Source organism: Sphingomonas sp. Leaf21, assembly GCF_916858675.1.
Classification (GTDB): domain Bacteria; phylum Pseudomonadota; class Alphaproteobacteria; order Sphingomonadales; family Sphingomonadaceae; genus Sphingomonas.
Genome location: NZ_CAKASM010000001.1, coordinates 138,768 through 160,559, shown reverse-complemented (window position 1 = coordinate 160,559; position 21,792 = coordinate 138,768). Strand labels below are relative to the sequence as shown.

The window sequence follows — 21,792 nt, the reverse complement described above, 5'->3', positions numbered from 1 at the left end:
CGGTGGCCGATTGACTTGCCAGTGTAGCTTTTTCATGCCCGTCCCATGACCCGTTCCTCGTCGCGTATGCTGTCGCTCCCGCCGCAGCTCGGCCAATTCGTTACCCACGCCCTCAGCACGGGGGCGTTCGCCGACGAAGACGCTCTGGTGCAGGCGGCGATCGCGCGGTTGCAGGAGCAGGTCGATCCCTTGGCCGCCAGCGGTTGGCTGGTCGGCGGCGGCGAATGTGGCCAGCGTGTGCGCGATCATGACTGGTCCGCGACGCCGCTGGGTTCGATGGCACTGTGGCCCGCCGAACTGCGCACCACGGTCGCCAACATCGTCCATTCGCCGATCGCCAAGGTTCTGATGTGGGGGGATGCCCATGTCATGATCTACAACGACGCCTATCGCGGCATCGCCGGACCACGCCACCCGGCCGCGTTCGGGGGGCTGGTGCCGGAAGTCTGGCCCGAGATTTGGGACTGGAACAAGGCGGTGCTCGATCGCGGGCTCACGGGTGAGGAGATCGCCTATCGCGACCAGAGCTTGACCGTGACGCGCGCGGGCGTTCAGGAGAACGTGGTCTTCGATCTCTATTACACGCCGATCTACTGCGATCGTGGCTCGGTCGGCGGCGTGATGTGCACCGTGGTCGAGAATACCGGCCGCGTGGCGGCAGAACGGCGGCTGGCGGAAAGCGAGGCCGAGCTTCGGATCATCACCGACTCGTTGCCGGTGCTCGTCGCCTTCGTCGATCGCGAACAGCGCTATCGTTTCGCCAACAATTTCTACCGGGATTTCCTGGGCATCGATCCGGAAGCGATGATCGGCACCCATATCGCCGACGTCCTGACCGAGACGGATTATGCCGAACGCCTTCCGCTTATCGAACAGGCGCTGGCCGGTGAGGAGGTCGTCGCCGACGTTCATATCCATCACCGCGACGGCAGCCGTCGCCGTGCCGAAACCCGCTACATCCCGCGGCGCGATGTCGATGGCAACGTGCTGGGCATTCATATCCTCGTCTTCGACGTGGACGAGCGGATGCGCCATGCCGAAGAGGTGGAGCGTAGCAATCGCCGCTTCCGCGCCGCGATGGACGCGGTCCATGGTGTGCTGTGGACCAACAGCGCCGATGGACGGATGATCGGCGAACAGCCCGGATGGTCCGCGATCACGGGGCAGTCGCGCGACGAGTATCAGGAATATGGCTGGGCGAGCGCCGTCCACCCGGAGGATTCGGCTGCCACCATCGCGGCCTGGAACGCGGCCGTGGCGGTCAAGGGCATGTTCGTCCACGAACACCGGGTACGCCGCCACGACGGCGCGTGGCGCACCTATGCCATCCGCGCTCTGCCGATCATCGGGGCCGATGGCGAGCTGATCGAATGGGTTGGCGTGCACACCGACATCACCGAGCAGCGCGCCGCCGAACAGGCGCTTCGGGACCAGGCCGATGTCCTGGCGCGGCAGGTCCACCACCGCGAGCGCGCGGAGGCGCAGCTTCGCCAGTTGAACGAAACGCTGGAAAGCCGTGTCATCGAGGAGATCGGCGAGCGCCGCCAGGCCGAACGCGCACTGGCTCAGGCGCAGAAGATGGAGACGATCGGCAAGCTGACCGGCGGTGTCGCGCACGACTTCAACAATCTTCTCCAGGTCGTATCGGGCAATCTTCAGCTGCTGGGCAAGGATGTCGCGGGCAATGCGCGCGCCGAACAGCGCGTCGCCAACGCCATGGCGGGGGTATCGCGCGGCTCGAAGCTTGCCGCCCAGTTGCTCGCCTTCGGCCGTCGCCAGGCGCTCGAGCCCAAGGTCGTCAACGTCACCCGCTTCGTCCAGGGCATGGATGACATGCTCCGCCGGGCGATCGGCGAGGGCGTCGAGGTCGAGACGATCGTCGGCGGTGGTCTGTGGAATACCTTCATCGATCCCAATCAGATCGAGAATGCGCTGCTCAACCTGGCAATCAACGCGCGCGACGCGATGGACGGCCAGGGCAAGCTGACCATCGAGCTTGGCAACGCGCATCTCGACGACGACTATGCCCGCACCCATGACGAGGTGACGCCGGGCCAATATGTCATGCTCGCCGTGTCGGACACTGGCAGCGGCATGTCGGAAGAGGTCATTCAGAAGGTCTTCGAGCCCTTCTTCTCGACCAAGAGCGAGGGCAAGGGATCGGGCCTCGGGCTGTCGATGGTTTACGGCTTCGTCAAGCAGTCGGGCGGCCATGTGAAGATCTATTCGGAGATCGGACACGGCACGACGATCAAGCTGTACCTGCCCCGCGCGGTCGAAGCCGAGGATGTCGAGGTCGTCGTCGATACCGGCCCGATCACCGGCGGCACCGAAACGGTTCTGGTCGTCGAGGATGATGCGGAGGTGCGCGCGACCGTGGTCGAGCTTCTGTCCGACCTGGGCTATCGCGTCCTGAAGGCCGTGGATGCGCAGAGCGCGCTCAACGTGATCGAGAGCGGCATCCCGATCGACATATTGTTCACCGACGTGGTCATGCCCGGCACGCTGAAAAGCCCCGAGCTTGCCCGGAAGGCGCGCGAACGGCTGCCGGACATCGCGGTGCTGTTCACCTCGGGCTATACCGAAAACTCGATCGTGCATGGCGGCCGCCTGGACAAGGGCGTCGAGCTGTTGTCCAAGCCCTATACCCGCGAGGCGCTGGCGCGGAAATTCCGCCATGTCATCGCCAACCAGCGGCAACGGCGTATGCCCCTGGCCGAGCAGCAGGACGTTGCGGCCCGCGAACCGGTCGCAGACCAGGGTCCGGCACCCCGGCCGCTGCACGACGGGCGCACGATCCTGCTGGTCGAGGACGATGACCTGATCCGCACGAATACGGCGGAAGCATTACAGGATGCGGGCTTCGTGGTCGTGCACGCGGTCACGGCGGAGGAAGCGATGACCGCGCTTCAGACGGCGCAGATCGACGTGCTGGTCACCGACCTGAACCTGCCGGGGGAATCGGGTATCGAACTTGCCAGGCGCTCGCGGCAGCTACGACCGGCCCTGTCGGTGGTATTCGCGACCGGCGATGGCGGTATGGCGGCGGAGGCGGCCGATCTCGGCGCGGCCCTGCTGACCAAGCCCTATTCGGCAGAACGACTGGTCGCCGCGATCCGGGGCCAGTTGGAGATTATGGAGCAGGCGACCCGGGCTTGAGCCGGGCCGCCTACCCCTTTCCGGTCGGGCTCATGCCGGAGGGGGGCGGCAGAGGAACCCTTGCGAAACCGTGTGTCGGTTAGCGGGCTTTCCAGCCCTCGATAGCGGCGAAGGTGATGATCACCGCCAACACCAGCAGGGCACCCTGCAATTCCAGTGCGGTCAAATCGAACTCCATCGTCATCGGCTATCTCCCGAGTGATGCTTGAACCCAGAGGCGTCGTCCGACGCCGTTCCCGAAGGAACCGGCACTCGAACGGCAAGTCGGCGAAGACCGGCGGCTCGGCGCGTCATGGCCGAGACATCCTGCCTCTCGATCAGTAAATACGCTTTGAGTTTTGCTGTCGTGCAGCGAAAGCGTGACAAATCATGTCCGACAATGCGGAAGCCGGATTTCCGCGCAGAGACCGCCCTCGGAACGATTGGCCAGCGTCAATTCGCCACCCTCGGCCGCCACGACCCGCGCCACGATCGAAAGGCCGAGACCGAAGCCGACCGTGTCGCGCCGCCGTGCGGTATCCAGGCGGACAAAGGGTTCGAGGACCAGCTCCAGCGACTCTTCCGGGATACCCGGCCCGTCGTCCTCGACGCGGATGCGCACGTCGTCGCCCGGATCGGCACGCAGGGTGATGCTCACCTGATCGCCATAGTGAAGCGCATTCTCGACCAGGTTTGTCAGCGCGCGCTTCATGCCGAAGCGGCGAACACGGCAATCGAAATGGTCGGGCCCGATGTAACGAACGTCCCGGCCATGATCGGCGGCATCGTCCGCGAGGTTGGCGCAGAGGATCGCCAGGTCGGTCAGTTCGGGCTGCTCGGCATCCCCCTCGCCCCCCAGAAAGGCCATGAGCGAGGAGACCATCGCCTCCATCTCCTCGATATCCGCGCCGATCGCATCGCGCACGTCGTCGTCCCGGATCGAATCCGCGCGCAGACGCAGCCGGGCGAGCGGCGTTCTCAGGTCGTGCCCGACCGCCGCGAGCGCGCGGGTCCGTTCGTCGATCAGTCGCCCGATCCGCGCCTGCATCCGATTGAACGCCCGGGTCACGTGCCGTACTTCGCCCGGACCGCGTTCGGGCACGAGCAAAGCGCCCCCCTGCCCCCGCCCAAGCGTGTCGGCCGCCCGGGCCAGGGTTCGCAGCGGATGCAGGATGCGCCCGATCAGCGCGCCGCTCAGCAGCATCAGTGCGATCGCAGGGATCAGCGCGAGCAATACGCGGCCCAGCGCCAGGTCGAGCGTGCGAACGCCTTCGCGCATCCGGAAGCTCAGCAGCGAACCATCGTCCAGGCGGAGGTCCCCCGACACGACCGACGTGCGCCCCGGCGATGTCAGGCGCAGGTGGATGTCCGTCGCGGCGAGCGAGGGCTCCCAATCGACGATCTGGCGCCGCATGCTGTTCATCGCGGGTGCGATCGTAGGATGAGGCGGCGCGACGGCCGACCAGCTTACGATGTAACGATCGGTGGTCAGCTCCGCCGCGACCTCGGGCCGTTCGACCCGTGGCCGCTCGTTCAGGACGCGTCGCGCGACGATGAGGTGTTCGGCGAGCCGCCGCGCCTCGTCATCGCGGACCGAAACATGGCTGGCGCGTTCGTAGAGATAGGTCGAAACCGCGAACTCGATCGTTACCGCCAGCAGCAGGATCGCGACGATCCGGCCGAGCAGGCCGACCGATGGGCGGATCACCGCCGTTCCACCGGCACGTTCAGCATATAGCCGACACCGCGCACCGTCACGATCGGCGCCGCTCCGCCCGCGCCCGACAGTTTGCGGCGCAGGCGACTGACCAGCACGTCGATGCTCCGGTCCGAACTGTCGCCGATGCGCGCCCGCGACAATTCGATCAACCGCTCGCGCGCGACGACGCGCTGCGCATTGTCGAGGAAGGCGACGAGCAGGTCGAACTCGGCCCCGGTCAGCTCGACCTGCGCGCCCGACGGCGACATCAGCTCGCGGCGTGGCAGGTTCGCGGTCCAGCCGTCGAAGCCCAGGATCCCGGCTTCGCGTTCGCCCGGCGCATTCTCCAGGCCGCCGCGACGCAGGACCGCGCGAATCCGGGCGACCAGCTCGCGCGTGCCGAACGGCTTGGCGAGGTAATCATCGGCGCCCAGCTCCAGACCGACGACCCGATCGACCTCGCTGCCCTTGGCGCTGATGAAGATGATCGGGACCGCATTCTTCTGCCGGACCTGACGGCACAGATCGATGCCGCTGGTCCCCGGCAACATGATGTCGAGCAGGATAAGGTCGATCTGCCCGACTTCCAGCGCCTGCCACATCTCTGGCGCGGCATTGGCGAGCTTCACGGCAAATCCGTTTTCCTGCAACGCGCGGGCGGTCAGGGTACGGAGGGCGGGATCGTCCTCGACGATCAGGATGGTGGGCGGGGTCACCCCGCTTGGCTAGGCAGCTGTGCCGCCCGCGTCAACGACCGGTTCGGACCGATCCTCGCCAAGCGACTGCAGATGCGCGGCATATTGCCCGGAACGCGCGACGTAACCATCGGCCGACAGCCGCAGGCGCGCGACCTGCTCTGCCGACAGGGCACGGACCGCCCGCGCGGGTGCGCCGACGATCAGGCTGCCAGGCGGAAAGCTCTTGCCCTCCGTCACCAGCGCCCCGGCCCCGACCAGCGATCCGGCCCCGATCACCGCGTCGTTGAGGATCGTCGCGCCCATTCCGATCAGGCAGCCATCCGCGATCGTGCAACCGTGCAGCACCGCGCGGTGGCCGATCGTGCAGTCCGCGCCGATCGTCAGCGGGCTTTCGGGATCCGAATGGAGGACGGCGCCGTCCTGGATATTGCTTCGCGCTCCGATATGGATCGGTCCATTGTCCGCCCGAACGATCGCGCCGAACCAGAGGCTGGCCTGCTCGCCCACGACCGCCTGCCCGATGACATCGGCGGACGGTGCGACCCAGGCGGATGGCGCAACGGTCGGGCGATGCTGTCCCATCGCATATAACGGCATCATCCATTCTCCTGCGGCTCGACCGTTCGACGATAGCGTCGAAGCGATGGCTCCGTATAGCCGTTCGGCCGCGTGGGGCGTTCGGCGCACCGACCCTTGCGCATGGTTGTCCAGGATCGTTCGCGGATCGACATTGGAGTGACATGACGGCCCCGTCATTTTTCCGTGCATCCGCCAGCATCCGCCTATAGGCAGTCGACGGATCAATCAGGGAGTGCAGGGTCGATGGCAGGGGGTCTGGTCGCATTGCTCGACGACGTGGCGGCGATCGCCAAGCTGGCGGCGGCGTCGCTCGACGATGTCGCGGGGGCATCGGCCCGGGCGGGCGCCAAAGCGGCAGGGGTGGTGATCGACGACACCGCCGTCACGCCACGGTACGTCGTCGGCCTCGCGCCGCAGCGCGAATTGCCGATCATCGGCAAGATCGCCTTGGGATCGCTGCGCAACAAGCTGATCTTCCTGCTCCCGGCGGCCCTTCTGCTCAGCGCTTTCGCACCCTGGGCGATCACCCCGATCCTGATGGCCGGTGGTGCGTTTCTGTGTTTCGAGGCGAGTGAGAAGATCCTCGAGACGCTGACCGGCGGCCATGCGGAGGCGACGGATACGGCGGCAATCGATCCGAAAGCGCTGGAGGACCGGCAGGTGTCGGGCGCGATCCGCACCGACCTTATCCTGTCGGGCGAGATCATGGCGATCGCGCTGTCCGAGCTTCCTGATATGTCGATCGGGACACAGGCCATCGCGCTGGCGCTGGTCGGCATCGCGATCACGGTCGGCGTCTACGGCGTCGTCGCGGCGATCGTGAAGATGGACGATATCGGGCTCCATCTGGCGAAGCGGGACGCTCCGGCGGTCCGCGCGATCGGTCGCGGGCTGGTAAAGGCCATGCCGGTCGTGCTGCGCGTGCTGGCGATCGTCGGCACCGCCGCGATGGTCTGGGTCGGTGGCGGCATCATTTTGCACGGGATGGAGGAATTCGGCTTCACCACCCTGCCGCACCTCGTCCATGACACCGCGCATCACGCCGCCGCCGCGATGCCCGCGGCCGGACCAGCCATCGAATGGATCGTCAACGCAATCGGTTCGGCCATCCTGGGCCTGATCGTCGGCGCCGTCATCGTCGGGGCGCTTCACCTGATCCCGCGCAAGGCGGCGCACTGACCGGCGTCAGATACCGCCGACGCCCTCCGCCTCCAGCAGCGCCGGGCCGATCATCCGTCCCGTCACGCGGACCGATTTCCCGACATGATCGACCGGCACGCGCGGCAGCCGCAGTTCAAGTTCGCCGCCCTCGTCGCATTGGAGGATGAAGGCGCCGTGGCGTCGCAAAAGGCGTCCCGTCACGATCCGCTCGAAGGTCGTCGCGTCACTATCCATCGGGATGGCAATCGCCGTGGCCTCCGCGGAGTTCCGCGTCGCGCTCATAGCGCCTGACCCACGCGGTCGCGGCCCGCATCCTTCGCCCGGTAGAGGGCGTGATCCGCGCGGCGGATCGTCGCCTCGACATCCTCGCCGCCCGACCATTGCGCCACGCCCGCGCTGAAGGTCACCCGGATGGCGCGCTCCCCGACCATGACGGGACGACTCGCCACCTCGCCACGCAGCCTTTCGACGATCGCGGTCGCGGCGTGGAGGTCGGCGGCCGGGAAGAGGATCGCGATCTCTTCGCCACCATAGCGCGCGATACTGTCCTTGCCGCGCACGCCCTGCCGCAACCGGCGGGCGATCTCGACCAGCACGTCGTCGCCCGCACCGTGCCCGTGTTCGTCGTTGATCCGCTTGAAATGATCGAGGTCGAGCAGCGCGAAGGCGAACCCCTCGCCCGTCGCTACCGCCCGCGCGCGTTCGGCATGGATGGCGGACATCAACGTCCGCCGGTTCGCCAGACCGGTCAGCGGATCGGTGCTGGCCAGCAAGTCGAGCTGTTCGTTCGCCGCGCGCAGCGCGCCGGTCCGCTCCTCCACCATGACCTCCAGCATACGTGCCCGCCGCCGGATGACCCCCGTCACGAACCAGATGGCACCGCCGAATGCCGCCAGGAGCAGGATGGCCAGCGCCAGGCGCGCAGGCCAGGTTTCATACCATTGCGGCGCCACGACAAGCCGGATACGGCGCGTGACGGTGCGGGCCGCGAAGCCCGGCACGGAGGCGCGCAACTCCAGCCAATAGCGCCCGGCCGGGAGATTGGTGTAGGTCGCGCTGGCGGGCGTTCCCGACGGAACCGCCATCCATTGCCGATCGAAACCGTCCAGACGATAGCCGTAGCGGATCTCTTCGGGCGCGGCATAGTCGGTCAGGGCAAACCCCATGCGGAGCGTTCGTTCGTCACCGGTAAGCTGGACGACGAAGTCCGGCGCGGTCGGTTCGACCGGCAGTGCGTGGCCGTCGACATCCGCGCCACTGACGATCAGGCGTCCCCGCTCGGCATGTGGCCGCCGTTCGAGCAGGCGATCGGGCTGGAGCACCAGCAGCCCCTCGGGCGAGCCGAACAGCAGTGATCCATCGGCGGTCCGTGCCGCCGCGCGCTGGTTGAACGCCCCCATGGTCAGCCCGTCGCGGTGGCTCATCGCCCGCACCTGACCACCGGTGGGATCGATCAGCGATATTCCGCCGGTGCTCGCAGCCCAAAGGCGGCCGCGCCGATCAGCGACCAGCGATGCGACATTGTCGCCCGCCAGCCCCTGCGCTTCGGTGATCGCCTGGAAACGCCAGCCGCCGGGAACCGCGCGACCGCGCCCGACACCGCCATAGGTGCCGACCCAGATATCGGACCCGACCGGAACGATCGATCCGGCATAATCCTGCGGCAAGCTGCTCTCGTCACCGAGGCGATTGGCGAAATTCGTGAACCGACCGGCCTTCAGGTCGAGCCTGCCGACACCGCCCGGTGTCGCCACCAGCGCGGTTCCCCCCGGCCGGACGACGATGTTGATGACCTCGTTATTGGGCAGGCTGTGCGGATCGGCGGCATCGTGCTGGAGACGTATGACCGACCCATCGCGTCGACGTCGGACGAACAGCCCCTTATAGGTCCCGATCAATAGCGCGTCGGGGGTTTCGGCCAGCGAGATGACGGGGAGATCGTCGAGCCCCGCGACATCGATCGGCCGCTGGCGGAGCGTCCTGGGGTCGACCGCGACGACGCCGCGCGCCCCGATCAGGATGGTGCCGTCGTCCGACTCCAGCAGCGCCTTGATATCCTGCCCGGCGTGACGCCCGTCGAGGGTGATGCGCGTGACCTGTCCGGCGGCACGGTCCAAGCGGTCGACGGCGCCCTTGCTGAGGCCCAGCCAGATCCGATCCGACCGGTCGACCATGATCCCCCGCACATTCTCGTCCGATAGCGACATACGGGGATCGGGCATCGCGGGGCCGATACGCAGCACACCGCCGCCCGGTCCCTGGGTCCGCGCCGCACCCAACTCGGTCGCGGCCCAGATGCCACCCGATCCGTCCAACGCCAGCGACCGGACCGTGTCCCCGACCAGCGACTGGGGATTGGCGGCGAGGTGCCGGATCGGGGTCGCGGCGAAACCACGCGCCGGATCGATGAGGACGATTCCCATCCCGTCGGTTCCGACCCAGATCCGTCCGTCGATGTCCTGAAGCAGCGCGCGAATGGTTCGATGGCCGATCAGCGCGGACCCCCCGTCGAGCCCCGCCGCCGTTCGAAGCGGCGCTCGGTCACCCCGCCCTTCCGACAGGAAGAGTCCGTCCGCGCCCGTCCCGACCCACAGTCGCCCCTGACGGTCGCGAAGGATCGCCCAGATGTCGCTCGCCTGCGACTGTCGGCCCAGCGACACGGCGGAGAAGCGCCGCTGACCGGGCCGACGCACCCAAAGCCCTTCCTCGCTCCCCGCCCACAGGGTTCCGTCGTCATCCCGGTAGATGGCAAAGGAGCCGAGCGGTCGGCCCTCGGGCGAGCGAATGCCCTGCCCGGCCATCGGTTCGATGGCATCGGCGGCCCGCATATAGTGATGAACGCCCCCATCCGAGGCCAGATAGGCACCGCCTTCGCCATCGGGGGAAAAGCCGTACACGCGTGCCCCGATCCGCCCCTTGATCGCGGTCAGTCGGCGAAACTGGCCCGATCGCGGATCATAGCGCGCCGTGCCGCCGACATTGGTGCCGATCAGGATGCTGCCGTCGGGAAGCGCCAGCAGCGCGCGGACATAATTGTCGGGAAGCGAATGGGGGTCGGCAAGCCGTTGCTTGAAGCTGCGCAGTCGCTGACCGTCGTAGCGGACGAGCCCGCCGCGCGTGCCGATCCACATCGTACCGTCGGGCGCACGTGTGATCGCCGTCGCGGTGACGTGTGGAAGGCCAGCGTCGCCGCCCAGCCGGGAAAAGCTCGACCACTGCCATTTCGCCCACGCGTCGCCCCCCTGCGCCGTCGCCGCCAGCGGCAACAGGCACAGGACAAACAGGGCGATGGCGCAAAAGGATCGAATGCGGGTCAAGGCGGTGTCCGGATATTGCCTGACATGGAATTGGTCAAAGTGACGTTAACTGCACCCTTGCCGTCCGCAACGAATTTAACTGTCTCAACCGTAACGGGGCTTGACCTTGAATGAATGTTCCTGTTTCGTTTCAGGGTTCGCCAGGAGCGATCGAGCGGACGAGATGGGCCTTGACCGTTGCCGACCCATTCCACTGACACCGATCGATCGGCGATCCCGGATGGCCGCAAGATCATCCATGTCGACATGGACGCCTTCTATGCGTCGGTGGAGCAGCGCGACGACCCGTCCTTGCGCGGGCGTCCCGTGGCGGTCGGCGGATCGCGTGCGCGGGGCGTCGTCGTGGCGGCCAGCTACGAGGCGCGGGTGTTCGGCGTCCGGTCCGCAATGCCATCCGTCACCGCCGCGCGGCGTTGTCCGGAACTGCTGTTCGTCTCGCCCCGTTTCGAAGTCTATCGCGAGGTGTCGAACCAGATCCGCGCGATCTTCGCCCGCCATACCGATCTGATCGAACCCCTGTCACTGGACGAAGCCTATCTCGACGTGACCGCCAACCAGGCGGGCCTGGGTTCGGCGACGGCGATCGCCAATGCCATCCGCGCCGAGATTTTGGCGGAAACCGGACTGACCGCGTCGGCGGGCGTCAGCTACAACAAGTTCATCGCCAAGCTGGCATCCGATCAGAACAAGCCCGATGGCCTGTGCGTCATTCCGCCGGCGCATGGCCCCCGCTTCGTCGCCGCGCTGCCGGTCAAGCGCTTCCATGGCGTCGGCCCGGTCACCGCGCGCAAGATGGAGACGCTGGGTATCCTGACCGGACAGGATCTGTGCGACCGCCCCCTGGCATTTCTCCAGCGGCACTTCGGCAGCCATGCCGAGTATCTCTTCAACGCGGCGCGGGGTATCGATCATCGTCCGGTGCAGGCCCGGCGGATCGCGAAGTCGGTCGGGGCGGAGCGGACGTTTGGAGACAATCTGTCCGACGCCGAGGCCCTCCATGCCGGGCTCGACCGCGTCATCAAAGCGGCGTGGGCCCGGATCGCGCGCGGCCGCGCATCGGGGCGCACCGTCACGCTCAAGCTGCGCTACAGCGATTTCCACACCATCACCCGCGCCCGATCGCTCGCACAGCCGATCGGCGAACGCACGGTCTTCGCGAGGGTCGGACGGGAGTTGCTGGACCAGCAATTGCCGGTCGGCAACGGGGTTCGCCTGCTTGGCCTGACCCTGTCGTCGCTGGTCGCACCCGAGAACACGGAGATCGGGTCGCCCTGTCAGGCCGAATTGCCTTTCTGACGATCACGCGGCGAGGAGCGAAGCGCCGTCCGTCCCGAAATCGGCGTCGAGCGTCAGTACGGCCATCGCCCCCATCCCCGGCCCGGCACTTTGCAGTTCCAGCGTACCGCCCATCGCCGCCATGGAGTTGGCGCACCAGTGAAGGCCCAGACCGCCCGACTTGTCGGTTCGTGTCGAAAAGCCCGGCTGGAATAATTGGGTGACCAGCGCGGGGGGGAAGCCCTCACCATCGTCGATGATCCGCGTCACGACCCGACCGCCCGCGACCGGCAGCACTTCGACCAGGATGCTGCCATGTTCCCGCCCGGTCGCGACGATCGCCTCGACCGCGTTGGACAGGAGATTGCCGATCACCTGGCTCAATATGACCCGGTTGGCGAGGACATGCGCAGGATGCGCGGGAAAGTTGAACGCGATCGACACCGACCTGGCATAGCGCGCGATGGTCGCGTTGCGGGCGACGATCTCCGATATGTCGCAGCGGCTGCGCGGCGGACGCTCGTGCGCGCGCACCTGTTCCGCACCGATGATTTCCAGCGTCTGGCGCATCGCATCGCGCCCCGCGAGCAATTGCCGTCGAACCGCCTCGCGTGCGAGGGTGTCGGCGGCCAGCGCGGTCCGGACGAAGGTCACCAGCTTGGCCCGGCGCTCGGGCGGAATGTCGTCCCGCCCCAGTTCGGTCACCGCCCTGTCGACAAGCTGCCGATCGCCGACATTGTCCGATGTGGCACCAGAGCTCAGGATCGTCCCCAGCGGCGCCAGGGCATTGCGGACATTATGCAGCACCGCGACCGCGCTCTCCGACCGGCCGAGCGCGAAGCTCTGGATTTCGTTCTGCTCGCGAAGGTCCTTCAACTGGCTGAGCATCGCGTTGAAGCTCTGCCCCAGCGCGCCGAACTCATCGCTGCGCCGCTCGCCATCCTCGAACGGAAGCAATACCCCGGAAGCCTGAACCCGCCGCATATGCCGCTCGACCGTGTTCAGGGGCGATAGCACCAGGGTTCCCAGGGCCCGGCGCAACATCACGAGCAGGAAGACGAGCAGGAGGATCGATCCGGCGACCGCCAGAAGCAACACGCGGCGTCCCAGCAGGACGACCTCACGCGACACGCGGATCGTCGCCGTGGCGACGGGTCGCCGGTCGACGCCGGGAATCGCCTCCATTATGTCGATCACGCGGGATTGGCGCCGGATCGTATCGAGCCGGACCGCCGCCGGGCGCTCGATACCGACCGGCTGCCCCAGCGCATCCGACAAGTCCCGCGCCGTCAGCCGCCGTGCAATGGCCAGGCGCCCCGCTGCTCCACCGTCGCGCCCCGCGATCGTCGCCAGCCCGAGCGCCAGGACATCACCGTGAAAGGGCAGATAGACCGGCGCGTTCCGATCTCGCATGGCGGCGGGCTCTCGATCGATCTGCTCCAACGCCGCCGTCATCGCCTGGCGAAGGCCTATGGGCTCATCCCGCGGACCGCCGACCATTCGGACTGCCCATTCCGTGCCGGTGGGTCGTCGATACGCCACCGTCTCCACCCCACGAATAGCCAGCGCCGATTGCATCCAGTCGTCCCGGTGGCGAGCCGATGGAGCCGCCAGGGCCGCCATCTCCGCCTGGTCGCGGGCGATCGCCTGAGTCGTCGTCGCGAATTCCGTCAGGCGCTGGTGCAGGCGGCTCCGATAGCTCGCCGTCGCGCGCTGCTCGAGTTCGGCGAAGCCCGGGGAAATGATGAAGGCGAGCATCGCCGCCAGCGCCACCGCGCCACCGATCCCGGCCACGGTCAGCAGAACGACCATGGTATCGCGCAGCGACTGCTTCCTGACGCGTGCGGCGAACCAGTCCCGAATCGGACGGCCGCGGATCAGCTTCGCACGCCTTCGATAATGACGCCGGTGTCGCCGACCCCGGCGAAAGGCAACCAGTGCTGCGCCGCGAGCGCCCTCGCCTCCTCGGCGGGGACGGGTCGCGAGAACAGGAAGCCCTGGAGATGGCTGGCGCCCGCGACGCGCAGGGCCTGTGCCTGGGCTTCCGTTTCGACCCCTTCCGCCACGACGCCCATGCCCAGCGCGCGTCCGAGATGGATGATCGAATGGACGATCGCGGCGGATTCGCGTTCGCGCCCCATGCCGTCGATGAAGCTGCGATCGATCTTCAGGCAGTCGAGCGCGAATTTGCGGATGTTATAGAGGCTGGAATAGCCCGTGCCGAAATCGTCGAGCGCGATGCGGAAGCCCAGGCCGCGCAACTCGCCAAGCGTCTTCGACGCGCGCTCCGCATCGTCGAAGATCGCCGTTTCGGTGATCTCGATCTGCACCCGGCCCGGATCCACGCCTGCCCGCTTCACGCTCGCCATGATATGCCCGACGAAGTGCGAGCGGCGAAACTGGATCGGGCTGAAATTCACCGAGACATATTGGCCGGGCCAGTGGCGCAGCTCGGCCAGCGCATGGTCGAGAACCCAGTCGCCGAGATCGTGTATGAGATGGCTTTCCTCGGCGATGGGAATGAAGATCGCCGGGCTGACCATGCCGTGCGCCGCGGTGTTCCACCGAACCAGCGCCTCGAACCCCACGACGTCCAGCGCACCGCGCCCCACTATCGGCTGGAACGACAAGCTCAGCTCATCGCGCGCGATCGCCTGTGCCAGCCCCGCCTCGATCTCCCGGCGGATGCGGATGCCGTCGTCCATGTGCGTATCGAACACGCGGACGACGCCCCGACCCGAACGCTTGGCATCGTTCAGCGCCAGATCCGCTCGGCGGACCAGATCCGTCGGATCGCGATCCGCATGGCTGTCGCTCAGAACCAGGCCGCAGGACGCACCGCAGCGAACCGCATGGCCCAGGATGTTGAAGCTCGTGGCACAGGCCGCGACGACCCGCTCACATACGGCAACCGCCGCCGCCTCGTCCCGGGTGTCGAAGAACAGGCCGAATTCGTCGCCGCCCAGCCGGGCAACCATCGTGCCCGGCGGCACGCTATGCTGGATCATCGTACAGACTTCGCGGATCAACTCGTCGCCCGCGAGGTGGCCGAGCGTATCGTTGACCAGCTTGAACCGGTCGAGATCGAGCATGGCCGTCGCGAAATGCCCCGCCTGTCGGCCACGCTCCGTCAACGCCCGCAGGAAGGCGGTGCGGTTGGGCGCGTCGGTCAGGGCGTCGTGCAGCGCGATGTGCATCGCCCGGCTCTCATTCGCCTCCAGCTCCGCGCTCTTCTCCTCGAGCGTCGCGACCTTCGCCGCCAGCAGCGCGCGCGTGGCCGTCAGCTCGCGATCATTCTGCCAGCGCCGACACAGGGCCAGCGCCATCTGCGAAATCTCGGCGAACTCGAAAGGCTTGGCGATGTAGAAGATCTTGTCGGCGGGCCCCGCGACCCTGCCGATCTCGACGGGCGAGAAGTCCGAATAGCCGGTCACCATCACCAGGTGGATATCAGGGTCCAGCGCCCGGATGCGGCGGGCGGTTTCGCGGCCGTCGATACCCGGCGGCATCCGAATGTCGATGAAGGCGACCGCGAACGGCCGGCCGTCCGCCATCGCCTGCTCGACGGCGGCCACCGCCTCGATCCCCTGATGACAATGGCTTGGCTCGAAGTCGAAGGGCAGATCCCCCCCTTCATCCAGCGCGGCCACACCCGGCGACCGACCGAACAGGTCGGCCGCCATCGTGTCGAGCGCGTGGCGGGTTTCCGTCGATACGCCACGCCCGCCCGAAAAGCAGAAGGCATAGCTGTCATGTACCGCCGGTTCGTCGTCGACGATCAGAATCCGCATCCGGCCACCATCAGTCCATTGTTACTCAGTTACATGGACCTATGGTAACGACCGCGACTTAACCTGCCGTAAACGGTCTGTTATTCAACTGTAACACTCTTTGCCAGATTGCGCGGCTGATCGACGTCGGTGCCCTTCGCCACCGCCACATGATAGGCGAGAAGCTGCACCGGCACGGCGTAGACGATCGGTGCGATCAGCGGATGGACCTTGGGCATGGTGATGGTCGCGATGCAGCCGTCGCCCGCCGCTTCGATCCCGTCATAGTCCGAAATGAGCACAACCTTGCCGCCGCGCGCCTGCACCTCCTGCATGTTCGACACGGTCTTTTCGAACAGCGGGCCGGACGGTGCGATCACGATGACCGGGACGGACTCGTCGATCAGCGCGATCGGACCATGCTTCATCTCGCCCGCGGCATAGCCCTCGGCATGGATGTAGCTGATCTCCTTGAGCTTTAGCGCTCCCTCGAGCGCCAGCGGATAGTCGGTGCCGCGCCCCAGATACAGCACGTCGCGCGCGCCCGCGATGGCACCCGCCATCCCCTCGATCGCCTCGTCATAGGCCAGCGCGCCGTTGATCGCGGCGGGCGCCTCGGACAAATGGCGGACGATCTGCTTTTCCTCGTCGGCGGTCAGGCGCCCCTTGGCCTTGGCGAGATTGGCGGCAAGCGCGGCCAGGACGCTCAACTGGCAGGTGAATGCCTTGGTCGAGGCGACGCCGATCTCGGGTCCGGCATGGGTGGGAAGCAGCAGATCCGCCTCTCGCGCCATCGAACTCGTCGGTACGTTGACCACGGCCGCGATCGTCTGCCCCTCGGACTTGGCGTGGCGAAGCGCGGCCAGCGTGTCGGCGGTCTCGCCCGACTGGCTGATCACGATCATCAGCCCGCCAGACTCCATCACCGGCGCACGGTAACGGAACTCGGACGCGACATCGAGGTCGACGGGTACACGGGCGAATTGCTCGAACCAGTATTTGGCGACCATGCCCGCATAGAAGCTCGTGCCGCAGGCGACGATCGTCACCCGCTTTATGCCCGACAGATCGAAATCGGGAATAGGGAGCGCGATCCGCCCCTCCAGCCGATGAAGGTACGAACGCAGCGTCTGTGCGACGACGATCGGCTGCTCGTAGATTTCCTTCTGCATGAAGTGCCGGTGATTGCCCTTGTCGATCAGCGCGCCCGTGACGCCCGACAGCGTGACCGGCCGATCGACCGGAACATTGTCGCGGTCATACACCTGCGCGCCCTCGCGGGTGCAGACGACCCAGTCGCCTTCGTCCAGATACGCGATACGCTGGGTCAGCGGCGCAAGCGCCAGCGCGTCGGAGCCCAGATAGGTCTCGTCGTCGCCATAGCCCACCACCAGCGGCGACCCCAGTCGCGCGCCGATGAGCAGGTCGGGTTGGTCACGAAACAGGATCGCCAGGGCGAAGGCGCCGTGCAGTCGCGGCAGGATTTCGCGAACCGCCGCGACCGGGTCCAGCCCTTGCTCGACCTTCTCGCTGACCAGATGCGCGACGACCTCGGTATCGGTCTCGCTGGTGAACACCCGGCCGCGACCGATCAGCTCGTCGCGCAGCGGTTTGAAATTCTCGATGATGCCGTTGTGGACGACCGCGACATGGTCGGTCGCGTGTGGATGCGCGTTGTTGGTGGTCGGGCCGCCATGCGTCGCCCAGCGGGTGTGCGCGATGCCGACATTGCCGGGCAGCGGATGCGCGGCCAGCTCGCGCGCCAGGTTGACCAGCTTGCCCGACGCACGACGGCGCTCGATCGCGCCGTGATCGATCGTCGCGATCCCGGCGCTGTCATAGCCGCGATACTCCAGACGACGCAGACCATCGAGCAATCGCTCCGCCACGTCCTCGCCGCCGAGAATTCCCACGATCCCGCACATAAGCTCTTTACTCCCCGGCCTTTTTCGCGGCCTTCCTGGCCGTCATCATCTCTCTGAAACGTTTCGCCCATCCGGGCTTGCTCGCTCGGTCGGCACGGACCAGCGCGAGCGAATCCGCCTCGACATCGCTGGTGACGACGGCACCGGCCCCGACGATCGCGCCCGCGCCGATATGGACCGGTGCGACCAACGCCGAATTGGACCCGATGAACGCACCCTCTCCGATCACGGTGCGATATTTGAGGAAGCCGTCGTAATTGCAGGTGATCGTGCCGGCGCCGATATTGGCGCCAGCCCCCACCTCCGCATCGCCCAGATAGGTAAGGTGGTTCGCCTTGGCGCCCGGACCCAGCACCGCCTTTTTCATCTCGACGAAATTGCCGACCCGCGCCCCCTCGCGCACGTCCGCGCCCGGGCGGAGACGGGCATAGGGTCCGATATCCGCGCCGGTCGCGACGGTCGCGCCCTCCAGATGGCTGAACGCATGGATGGTCACGCCATCGGCAATGTGGACCCCCGGGCCGAAGACCACATTGGGCTCGATCACCACGTCGCGACCGATGCGGGTATCGTGCGCGAACCACACGGTCCCGGGTGCGATCAGCGTGGCGCCATCGGCCATGGCACGGTCGCGACGGCGCGTCTGCCACGCGCCCTCGACCTGGGCCAGCTCGGCACGACTGTTGACCCCCGCCACCTCGCCCGCATCGGTTTCGATGAACGCCGAGTGCCGACCGTCCTCCGCCGCCAGCGCGATGATGTCGGGCAGATAATATTCGCCCGCCGCATTGTCGTTACCGACCCGGTCGAGCAGGCCGAACAGGTCCGAGGACGGCACCGCCATCAGCCCAGAGTTGCACAGCGTGATCGCCCGTTCCTCGGGCGTGGCATCCTTGTATTCGACGATCCGGTCGAGCCGCCCATCCTGAGCCACGACGCGGCCATATGCGGCCGGATCGGCGGGACGGAAGGCCAGGACGACCGCCGCTGGCTTATCGTCCTCCCGCAGGCGATCGATCATCCGCCGCATCGTCGCGACCTCGACCAGCGGCACGTCGCCATAGAGGATCAGCACGTCGCCATCGAACCCCGCCAGCGCCGCCCTTGCCTGCGCGACCGCATGGCCGGTGCCGAGCTGTTCGGCCTGCAACGCCGTGCCGATGCCAAGCGGCGCCACCGCCGCCTCGACCTGTTCGCGCCCGGCACCGGTCACGACGACGATCCGCTCGGGCGAAAGCTGGCGCACGCTGTCGATGAGGTGGAGCAGCATCGGCCGCCCGGCGATCGGGTGCAGGACCTTGTGCAGGTCCGATTTCATGCGGGTGCCCTTGCCCGCGGCGAGGATGATGGCAGCAACCGGTCTCGTCATGACGGTTGCGCCTGCCATGCTTTTCTTGCCAAGGCCAGAGCGAGAGTGGCAGCGGAACAGATCATGGACGGAATTTCACACCCTCGTTTTGCCTTTTCCACCATCGGCTTCGACCTGGATGGCACGTTGCTGGACACCAGCGGCGATCTGGCTGCGGCGGTCAACCACGCGCTCGACTCGATCGGGCGCCCGGCGCTCAGCGTCGCGGCGGTCAAGCCGATGATCGGCGGCGGCGCGCGGGCAATGCTTCGCCATGGTCTGGACGCGACCGGCGGCTGCGACGATGCGACGCTCGACCTGCTGCACCGGCGGCTGCTGGATTATTATGAGGGTCATCTCGCGGTGCACACCGCACCGTTCCCCGGCGCGGTAGAGGCGCTCGACCGGCTCGCGGCGCGTGGCGTGACCCTGGGGATCATGACAAACAAGCTCGAGCATTTCGCGCGCGCGATCCTCGACTCGCTGGGGCTGACGGATCGCTTCGCGGCGATCATCGGGGGCGACACGCGTGGCGTCGCCAAGCCATCCCCGGTGCCCATCCATGCGCTTGTCGCCCGTTGTGGCGGCGGAAACGCGGCCTTTGTCGGCGATTCGCTGTTCGACGTGCAGGCGGCGCAGGCTGCCGGACTGCCCGTCGTCGCCTGCTCGTTCGGCTTTCTCAGCCAGCCGGTCGAGACGCTCGGCGCCGATGCGATCATCCATGGCTATGATGCGCTCATCCCGACGCTGGAGGGGCTTTCCCTTTCCGCCACTTGATCCACAAATGCCGTGCCAGCAGCGGCGGCGGCATCCGGATGAGGTGGGATCGCAGATAGAAGCCCGCGCGGGTCATCGGGCGCCGCCCCCGCCCCCAGCCATCGCGCGCCAGGATCCGGCGGCGATAGAGGCGATCGGTCGCCGTCATTCGCCGATAGGACGGTGGCACCGGGGTGGCGTAGATCGCATGGGCCAACCGAAGCGCACGACCGACCGCGCCCGACAAGCCATGAAGCGCGGCCTGCCGCTCCAGCCCTTCCGTGCCGCGCTCGACGATCAGGGCGTGGACATCCCACAGGTTGCGCAACCCGCCCGTCAGATCGCCATCCGCGAACAGGTGCGCGGCGGCATGCACGATCATGTCGGGGTGGGCGAGAACGGACAGACCGCCAGCCAGCGGCTCGGCCCCGGCGATGAGGGCGGCGGCATCGGGGCTGGGCCGCGCGGTCGGCGGCAGGATGGTGTGATGCACGTCGAGCATCCGGTCGCGGTCACGGTGGATCAGCGGCGGCAACTCGTGCATCCAGCGGCGATAATAGAGGTCGTCATAGGGATCGGGTTTGACCCACTCCCATCCGCCATCGAGCAACAGCGCCTCGGCATCGGCCATCCGCCCCTGAGCGAGCAATATGTCGCAGTCGCCGATCGACCGCCCCTGCCCGGCTGCAAGGCCCGCCGCGACGAAAGCCGTTCCCTTCAGCAGGATGACCGGGACATCCAGTGACCGGAGCGCGTGCCGGACTCGGTTCGCCTCCCACAGCGCGACGCGGCGCGTTTCCTCCGCTTCGGCGCGGGCGTCGTGGAGGATGCGCGCGACGGGCGCTGGCAATCGCAGCCCGTCGAGCCGGTGGGCGAGCGTGCCGATCAGCAGTTCGGCGCGTGCGACCGTCAAGATGCCGGTCCAGTCCGCCGCCGGAACGGCCTCCGCCGCTTCGGGCTCGCGAAGCAGAGCGACCAACCGCTCGGCCGACCTCACAGCGCGCGCCACAACGCCTCCACCGCCGCCACGCCGGTCGCCCCGTCGGGATAGTCCAGCGCGATGGCGGGCACCTCCCGCCGCAGCCGGGTGAGCGCCCGGAATCCCGCCTCGCCCATGGCCACGTAATTGGTCGACGCCTGGGTCAGTCGAACGAACGCCTCGGCCGGTGGCAGGGTGCGGCTTGCCGAGGGGAAACCGAAGCGCGGGAAGACGAGCAGGACGGGCGTCGCAGGGCACGCCATGTTCGCGATGGCGTGGTGGTCGGGCGCGACGTGCCGGATATCGCCCTTGGGCGTGCCGGAGAGCAGCGGCCCCGTCCGGCTGTCCGACGCGATCGCGGCCAGACTTTCGTTCTTCAGGCTGATCGGACGAGGAAACGGCCAGGCGAGCCCGGTATCCGGATCGATCAGCGCGAATTCGTCGCCCATGAACCGCCAGCCTTGCTGCGCGAGCATGAGCGACATGGTCGACTTGCCAGCGCCGGAAACGCCGCTCAACAGGATCGCGCGATCGTCCTTCGCCACGACCGCCGCATGGAGGAGCAAGTGACGGCGATGCCCCAAGGCCATCTGCAGGTTCATGCCCAGCTCCGCCGCCAGCAGCCCCTGCGCCAGCGGCAATGGTGCAGCCTCCGGCAGGCGATAATCGCCTCCGATGTTGACGGATGGCCGAACCCAGCGGCGGATCGGCGACGTCGCTTCCAGCCGGACCGTATAGTCCACGGTCTCCGCGCGCGGGTAGTCGCGATAGAGCGACGCCAGCGCGTCGATCGGAGCACGCCAGTCCGATCCGATCCGAAAACCGACTGGTCCGACGCGCAGTGCGATGTGATGCCTCACGCCGCCTCGATCAGACCCGCTGCCTCCAATTCCATCAGCCGGGCGTGAAGCATCGCCGCACCGTCCCCCTCGGCATCCCCCAATTCATAATGCCTCGACAACGCGCGCAACAGCGCATCCGCCGTCATCGCTCCACCGTTCGCCAGCAGGTCCAGTATCTGCGGCGCGGGTTCGGTCAACAGATGCGTCAGGCCGGAAGGGCGATGGAAGACCGCCGTGAACAGGTCCAGCGGCTCGACGATCAGCATGTCCGACCCCACCGCGCGGTAGCGCGGACCGGCCATCGC

Annotated in this window: 16 protein-coding genes; 4 read left to right on the top strand and 12 right to left on the bottom strand. The window is 67.2% G+C overall.

Translation table 11 applies throughout. The annotated features are described in order from the left end of the window. Nucleotides 1-45 precede the first annotated feature (45 nt). Nucleotides 46-3,159, top strand: coding sequence for a response regulator (locus LRP66_RS00750; protein WP_230480529.1), 3,114 nt, complete (start codon nt 46-48; stop codon nt 3,157-3,159). Nucleotides 3,160-3,526: 367 nt separating this feature from the next. On the opposite strand, the gene LRP66_RS00745 is transcribed toward LRP66_RS00750, so the two are convergent. From LRP66_RS00745 to LRP66_RS00735, 3 genes are read right to left on the bottom strand one after another with little or no spacing between them, the layout of a single operon-like run. Further along, entirely contained in the window at nt 3,527-4,846 is a 1,320-nt protein-coding gene (locus tag LRP66_RS00745) for an ATP-binding protein (RefSeq protein ID WP_230480528.1), read from the bottom strand. Continuing rightward, nucleotides 4,843-5,553, bottom strand: coding sequence for a response regulator (locus tag LRP66_RS00740; protein WP_230480527.1), 711 nt, complete (start codon nt 5,551-5,553; stop codon nt 4,843-4,845). Before LRP66_RS00740 ends, LRP66_RS00745 begins: the two co-directional genes overlap by 4 nt. Before the next feature lie 9 nt (nt 5,554-5,562). Then, nucleotides 5,563-6,132 carry a gamma carbonic anhydrase family protein gene (locus LRP66_RS00735; RefSeq protein WP_230480930.1) on the bottom strand — a complete coding sequence of 190 codons (570 nt, stop codon included), beginning with the start codon at nt 6,130-6,132 and terminating at the stop codon, nt 5,563-5,565. A 225-nt stretch (nt 6,133-6,357) separates the two neighbouring features. On the opposite strand from LRP66_RS00735, the gene LRP66_RS00730 reads away from it, so the two are divergent. Then, complete coding sequence (locus LRP66_RS00730) at nt 6,358-7,293, top strand: DUF808 domain-containing protein (RefSeq protein ID WP_230480526.1); 936 nt, start codon at nt 6,358-6,360, stop codon at nt 7,291-7,293. A 6-nt stretch (nt 7,294-7,299) separates the two neighbouring features. Here the strand turns inward: LRP66_RS00730 and LRP66_RS00725 are convergent, their stop codons facing one another. Next, on the bottom strand, nt 7,300-7,557 hold the full coding sequence (locus LRP66_RS00725; protein ID WP_329959224.1) for a DUF5818 domain-containing protein: 258 nt from the start codon (nt 7,555-7,557) through the stop codon (nt 7,300-7,302). After that, the gene (locus LRP66_RS00720) at nt 7,554-10,592 is read right to left on the bottom strand and encodes a ligand-binding sensor domain-containing diguanylate cyclase (protein WP_230480525.1); all 3,039 of its coding nucleotides are present in this window, start codon (nt 10,590-10,592) and stop codon (nt 7,554-7,556) included. The genes LRP66_RS00725 and LRP66_RS00720 overlap by 4 nt, the downstream gene beginning before the upstream one ends. Nucleotides 10,593-10,769: 177 nt before the next feature. Here LRP66_RS00720 and dinB point away from each other — a divergent pair, with 177 nt between their 5' ends. Further along, nucleotides 10,770-11,888 (top strand): DNA polymerase IV, encoded by a 1,119-nt coding sequence (dinB, locus tag LRP66_RS00715; protein WP_268992420.1) that lies wholly within the window; start codon nt 10,770-10,772, stop codon nt 11,886-11,888. A gap of 3 nt (nt 11,889-11,891) precedes the next feature. Here dinB and LRP66_RS00710 read toward each other — a convergent pair whose 3' ends face one another. From LRP66_RS00710 to glmU, 4 genes are all read right to left on the bottom strand, one after another. Further along, nucleotides 11,892-13,679 carry an ATP-binding protein gene (locus LRP66_RS00710; protein WP_230480524.1) on the bottom strand — a complete coding sequence of 596 codons (1,788 nt, stop codon included), beginning with the start codon at nt 13,677-13,679 and terminating at the stop codon, nt 11,892-11,894. A 65-nt stretch (nt 13,680-13,744) separates the two neighbouring features. Then, the gene (locus LRP66_RS00705) at nt 13,745-15,658 is read right to left on the bottom strand and encodes a GGDEF/EAL domain-containing response regulator (protein WP_230480523.1); all 1,914 of its coding nucleotides are present in this window, start codon (nt 15,656-15,658) and stop codon (nt 13,745-13,747) included. 80 nt (nt 15,659-15,738) lie between these two features. Then, nucleotides 15,739-17,562 (bottom strand): glutamine--fructose-6-phosphate transaminase (isomerizing), encoded by a 1,824-nt coding sequence (gene glmS / locus LRP66_RS00700; protein ID WP_230480522.1) that lies wholly within the window; start codon nt 17,560-17,562, stop codon nt 15,739-15,741. Nucleotides 17,563-17,569: 7 nt separating this feature from the next. Then, nucleotides 17,570-18,931 carry a bifunctional UDP-N-acetylglucosamine diphosphorylase/glucosamine-1-phosphate N-acetyltransferase GlmU gene (gene glmU / locus LRP66_RS00695; RefSeq protein ID WP_230480521.1) on the bottom strand — a complete coding sequence of 454 codons (1,362 nt, stop codon included), beginning with the start codon at nt 18,929-18,931 and terminating at the stop codon, nt 17,570-17,572. A 63-nt stretch (nt 18,932-18,994) separates the two neighbouring features. On the opposite strand from glmU, the gene LRP66_RS00690 reads away from it, so the two are divergent. After that, the gene (locus LRP66_RS00690) at nt 18,995-19,687 is read left to right on the top strand and encodes an HAD-IA family hydrolase (protein ID WP_230480520.1); all 693 of its coding nucleotides are present in this window, start codon (nt 18,995-18,997) and stop codon (nt 19,685-19,687) included. Here LRP66_RS00690 and LRP66_RS00685 read toward each other — a convergent pair. Genes LRP66_RS00685 through LRP66_RS00675 form a run of 3 tightly spaced genes read right to left on the bottom strand, consistent with a single transcriptional unit; the run spans nt 19,647 to nt 21,789 of the window. After that, a complete protein-coding gene (locus LRP66_RS00685) occupies nt 19,647-20,675 on the bottom strand; it encodes a nucleotidyltransferase domain-containing protein (protein ID WP_230480519.1) in 1,029 nt (342 codons plus the stop codon). The genes LRP66_RS00690 and LRP66_RS00685 overlap by 41 nt on opposite strands. Then, entirely contained in the window at nt 20,660-21,505 is an 846-nt protein-coding gene (locus LRP66_RS00680) for an HprK-related kinase A (RefSeq protein WP_230480518.1), read from the bottom strand. Before LRP66_RS00680 ends, LRP66_RS00685 begins: the two co-directional genes overlap by 16 nt. Then, complete coding sequence (locus tag LRP66_RS00675) at nt 21,502-21,789, bottom strand: HPr-rel-A system PqqD family peptide chaperone (protein ID WP_230480517.1); 288 nt, start codon at nt 21,787-21,789, stop codon at nt 21,502-21,504. The genes LRP66_RS00680 and LRP66_RS00675 overlap by 4 nt, the downstream gene beginning before the upstream one ends. Nucleotides 21,790-21,792: the final 3 nt, after the last annotated feature.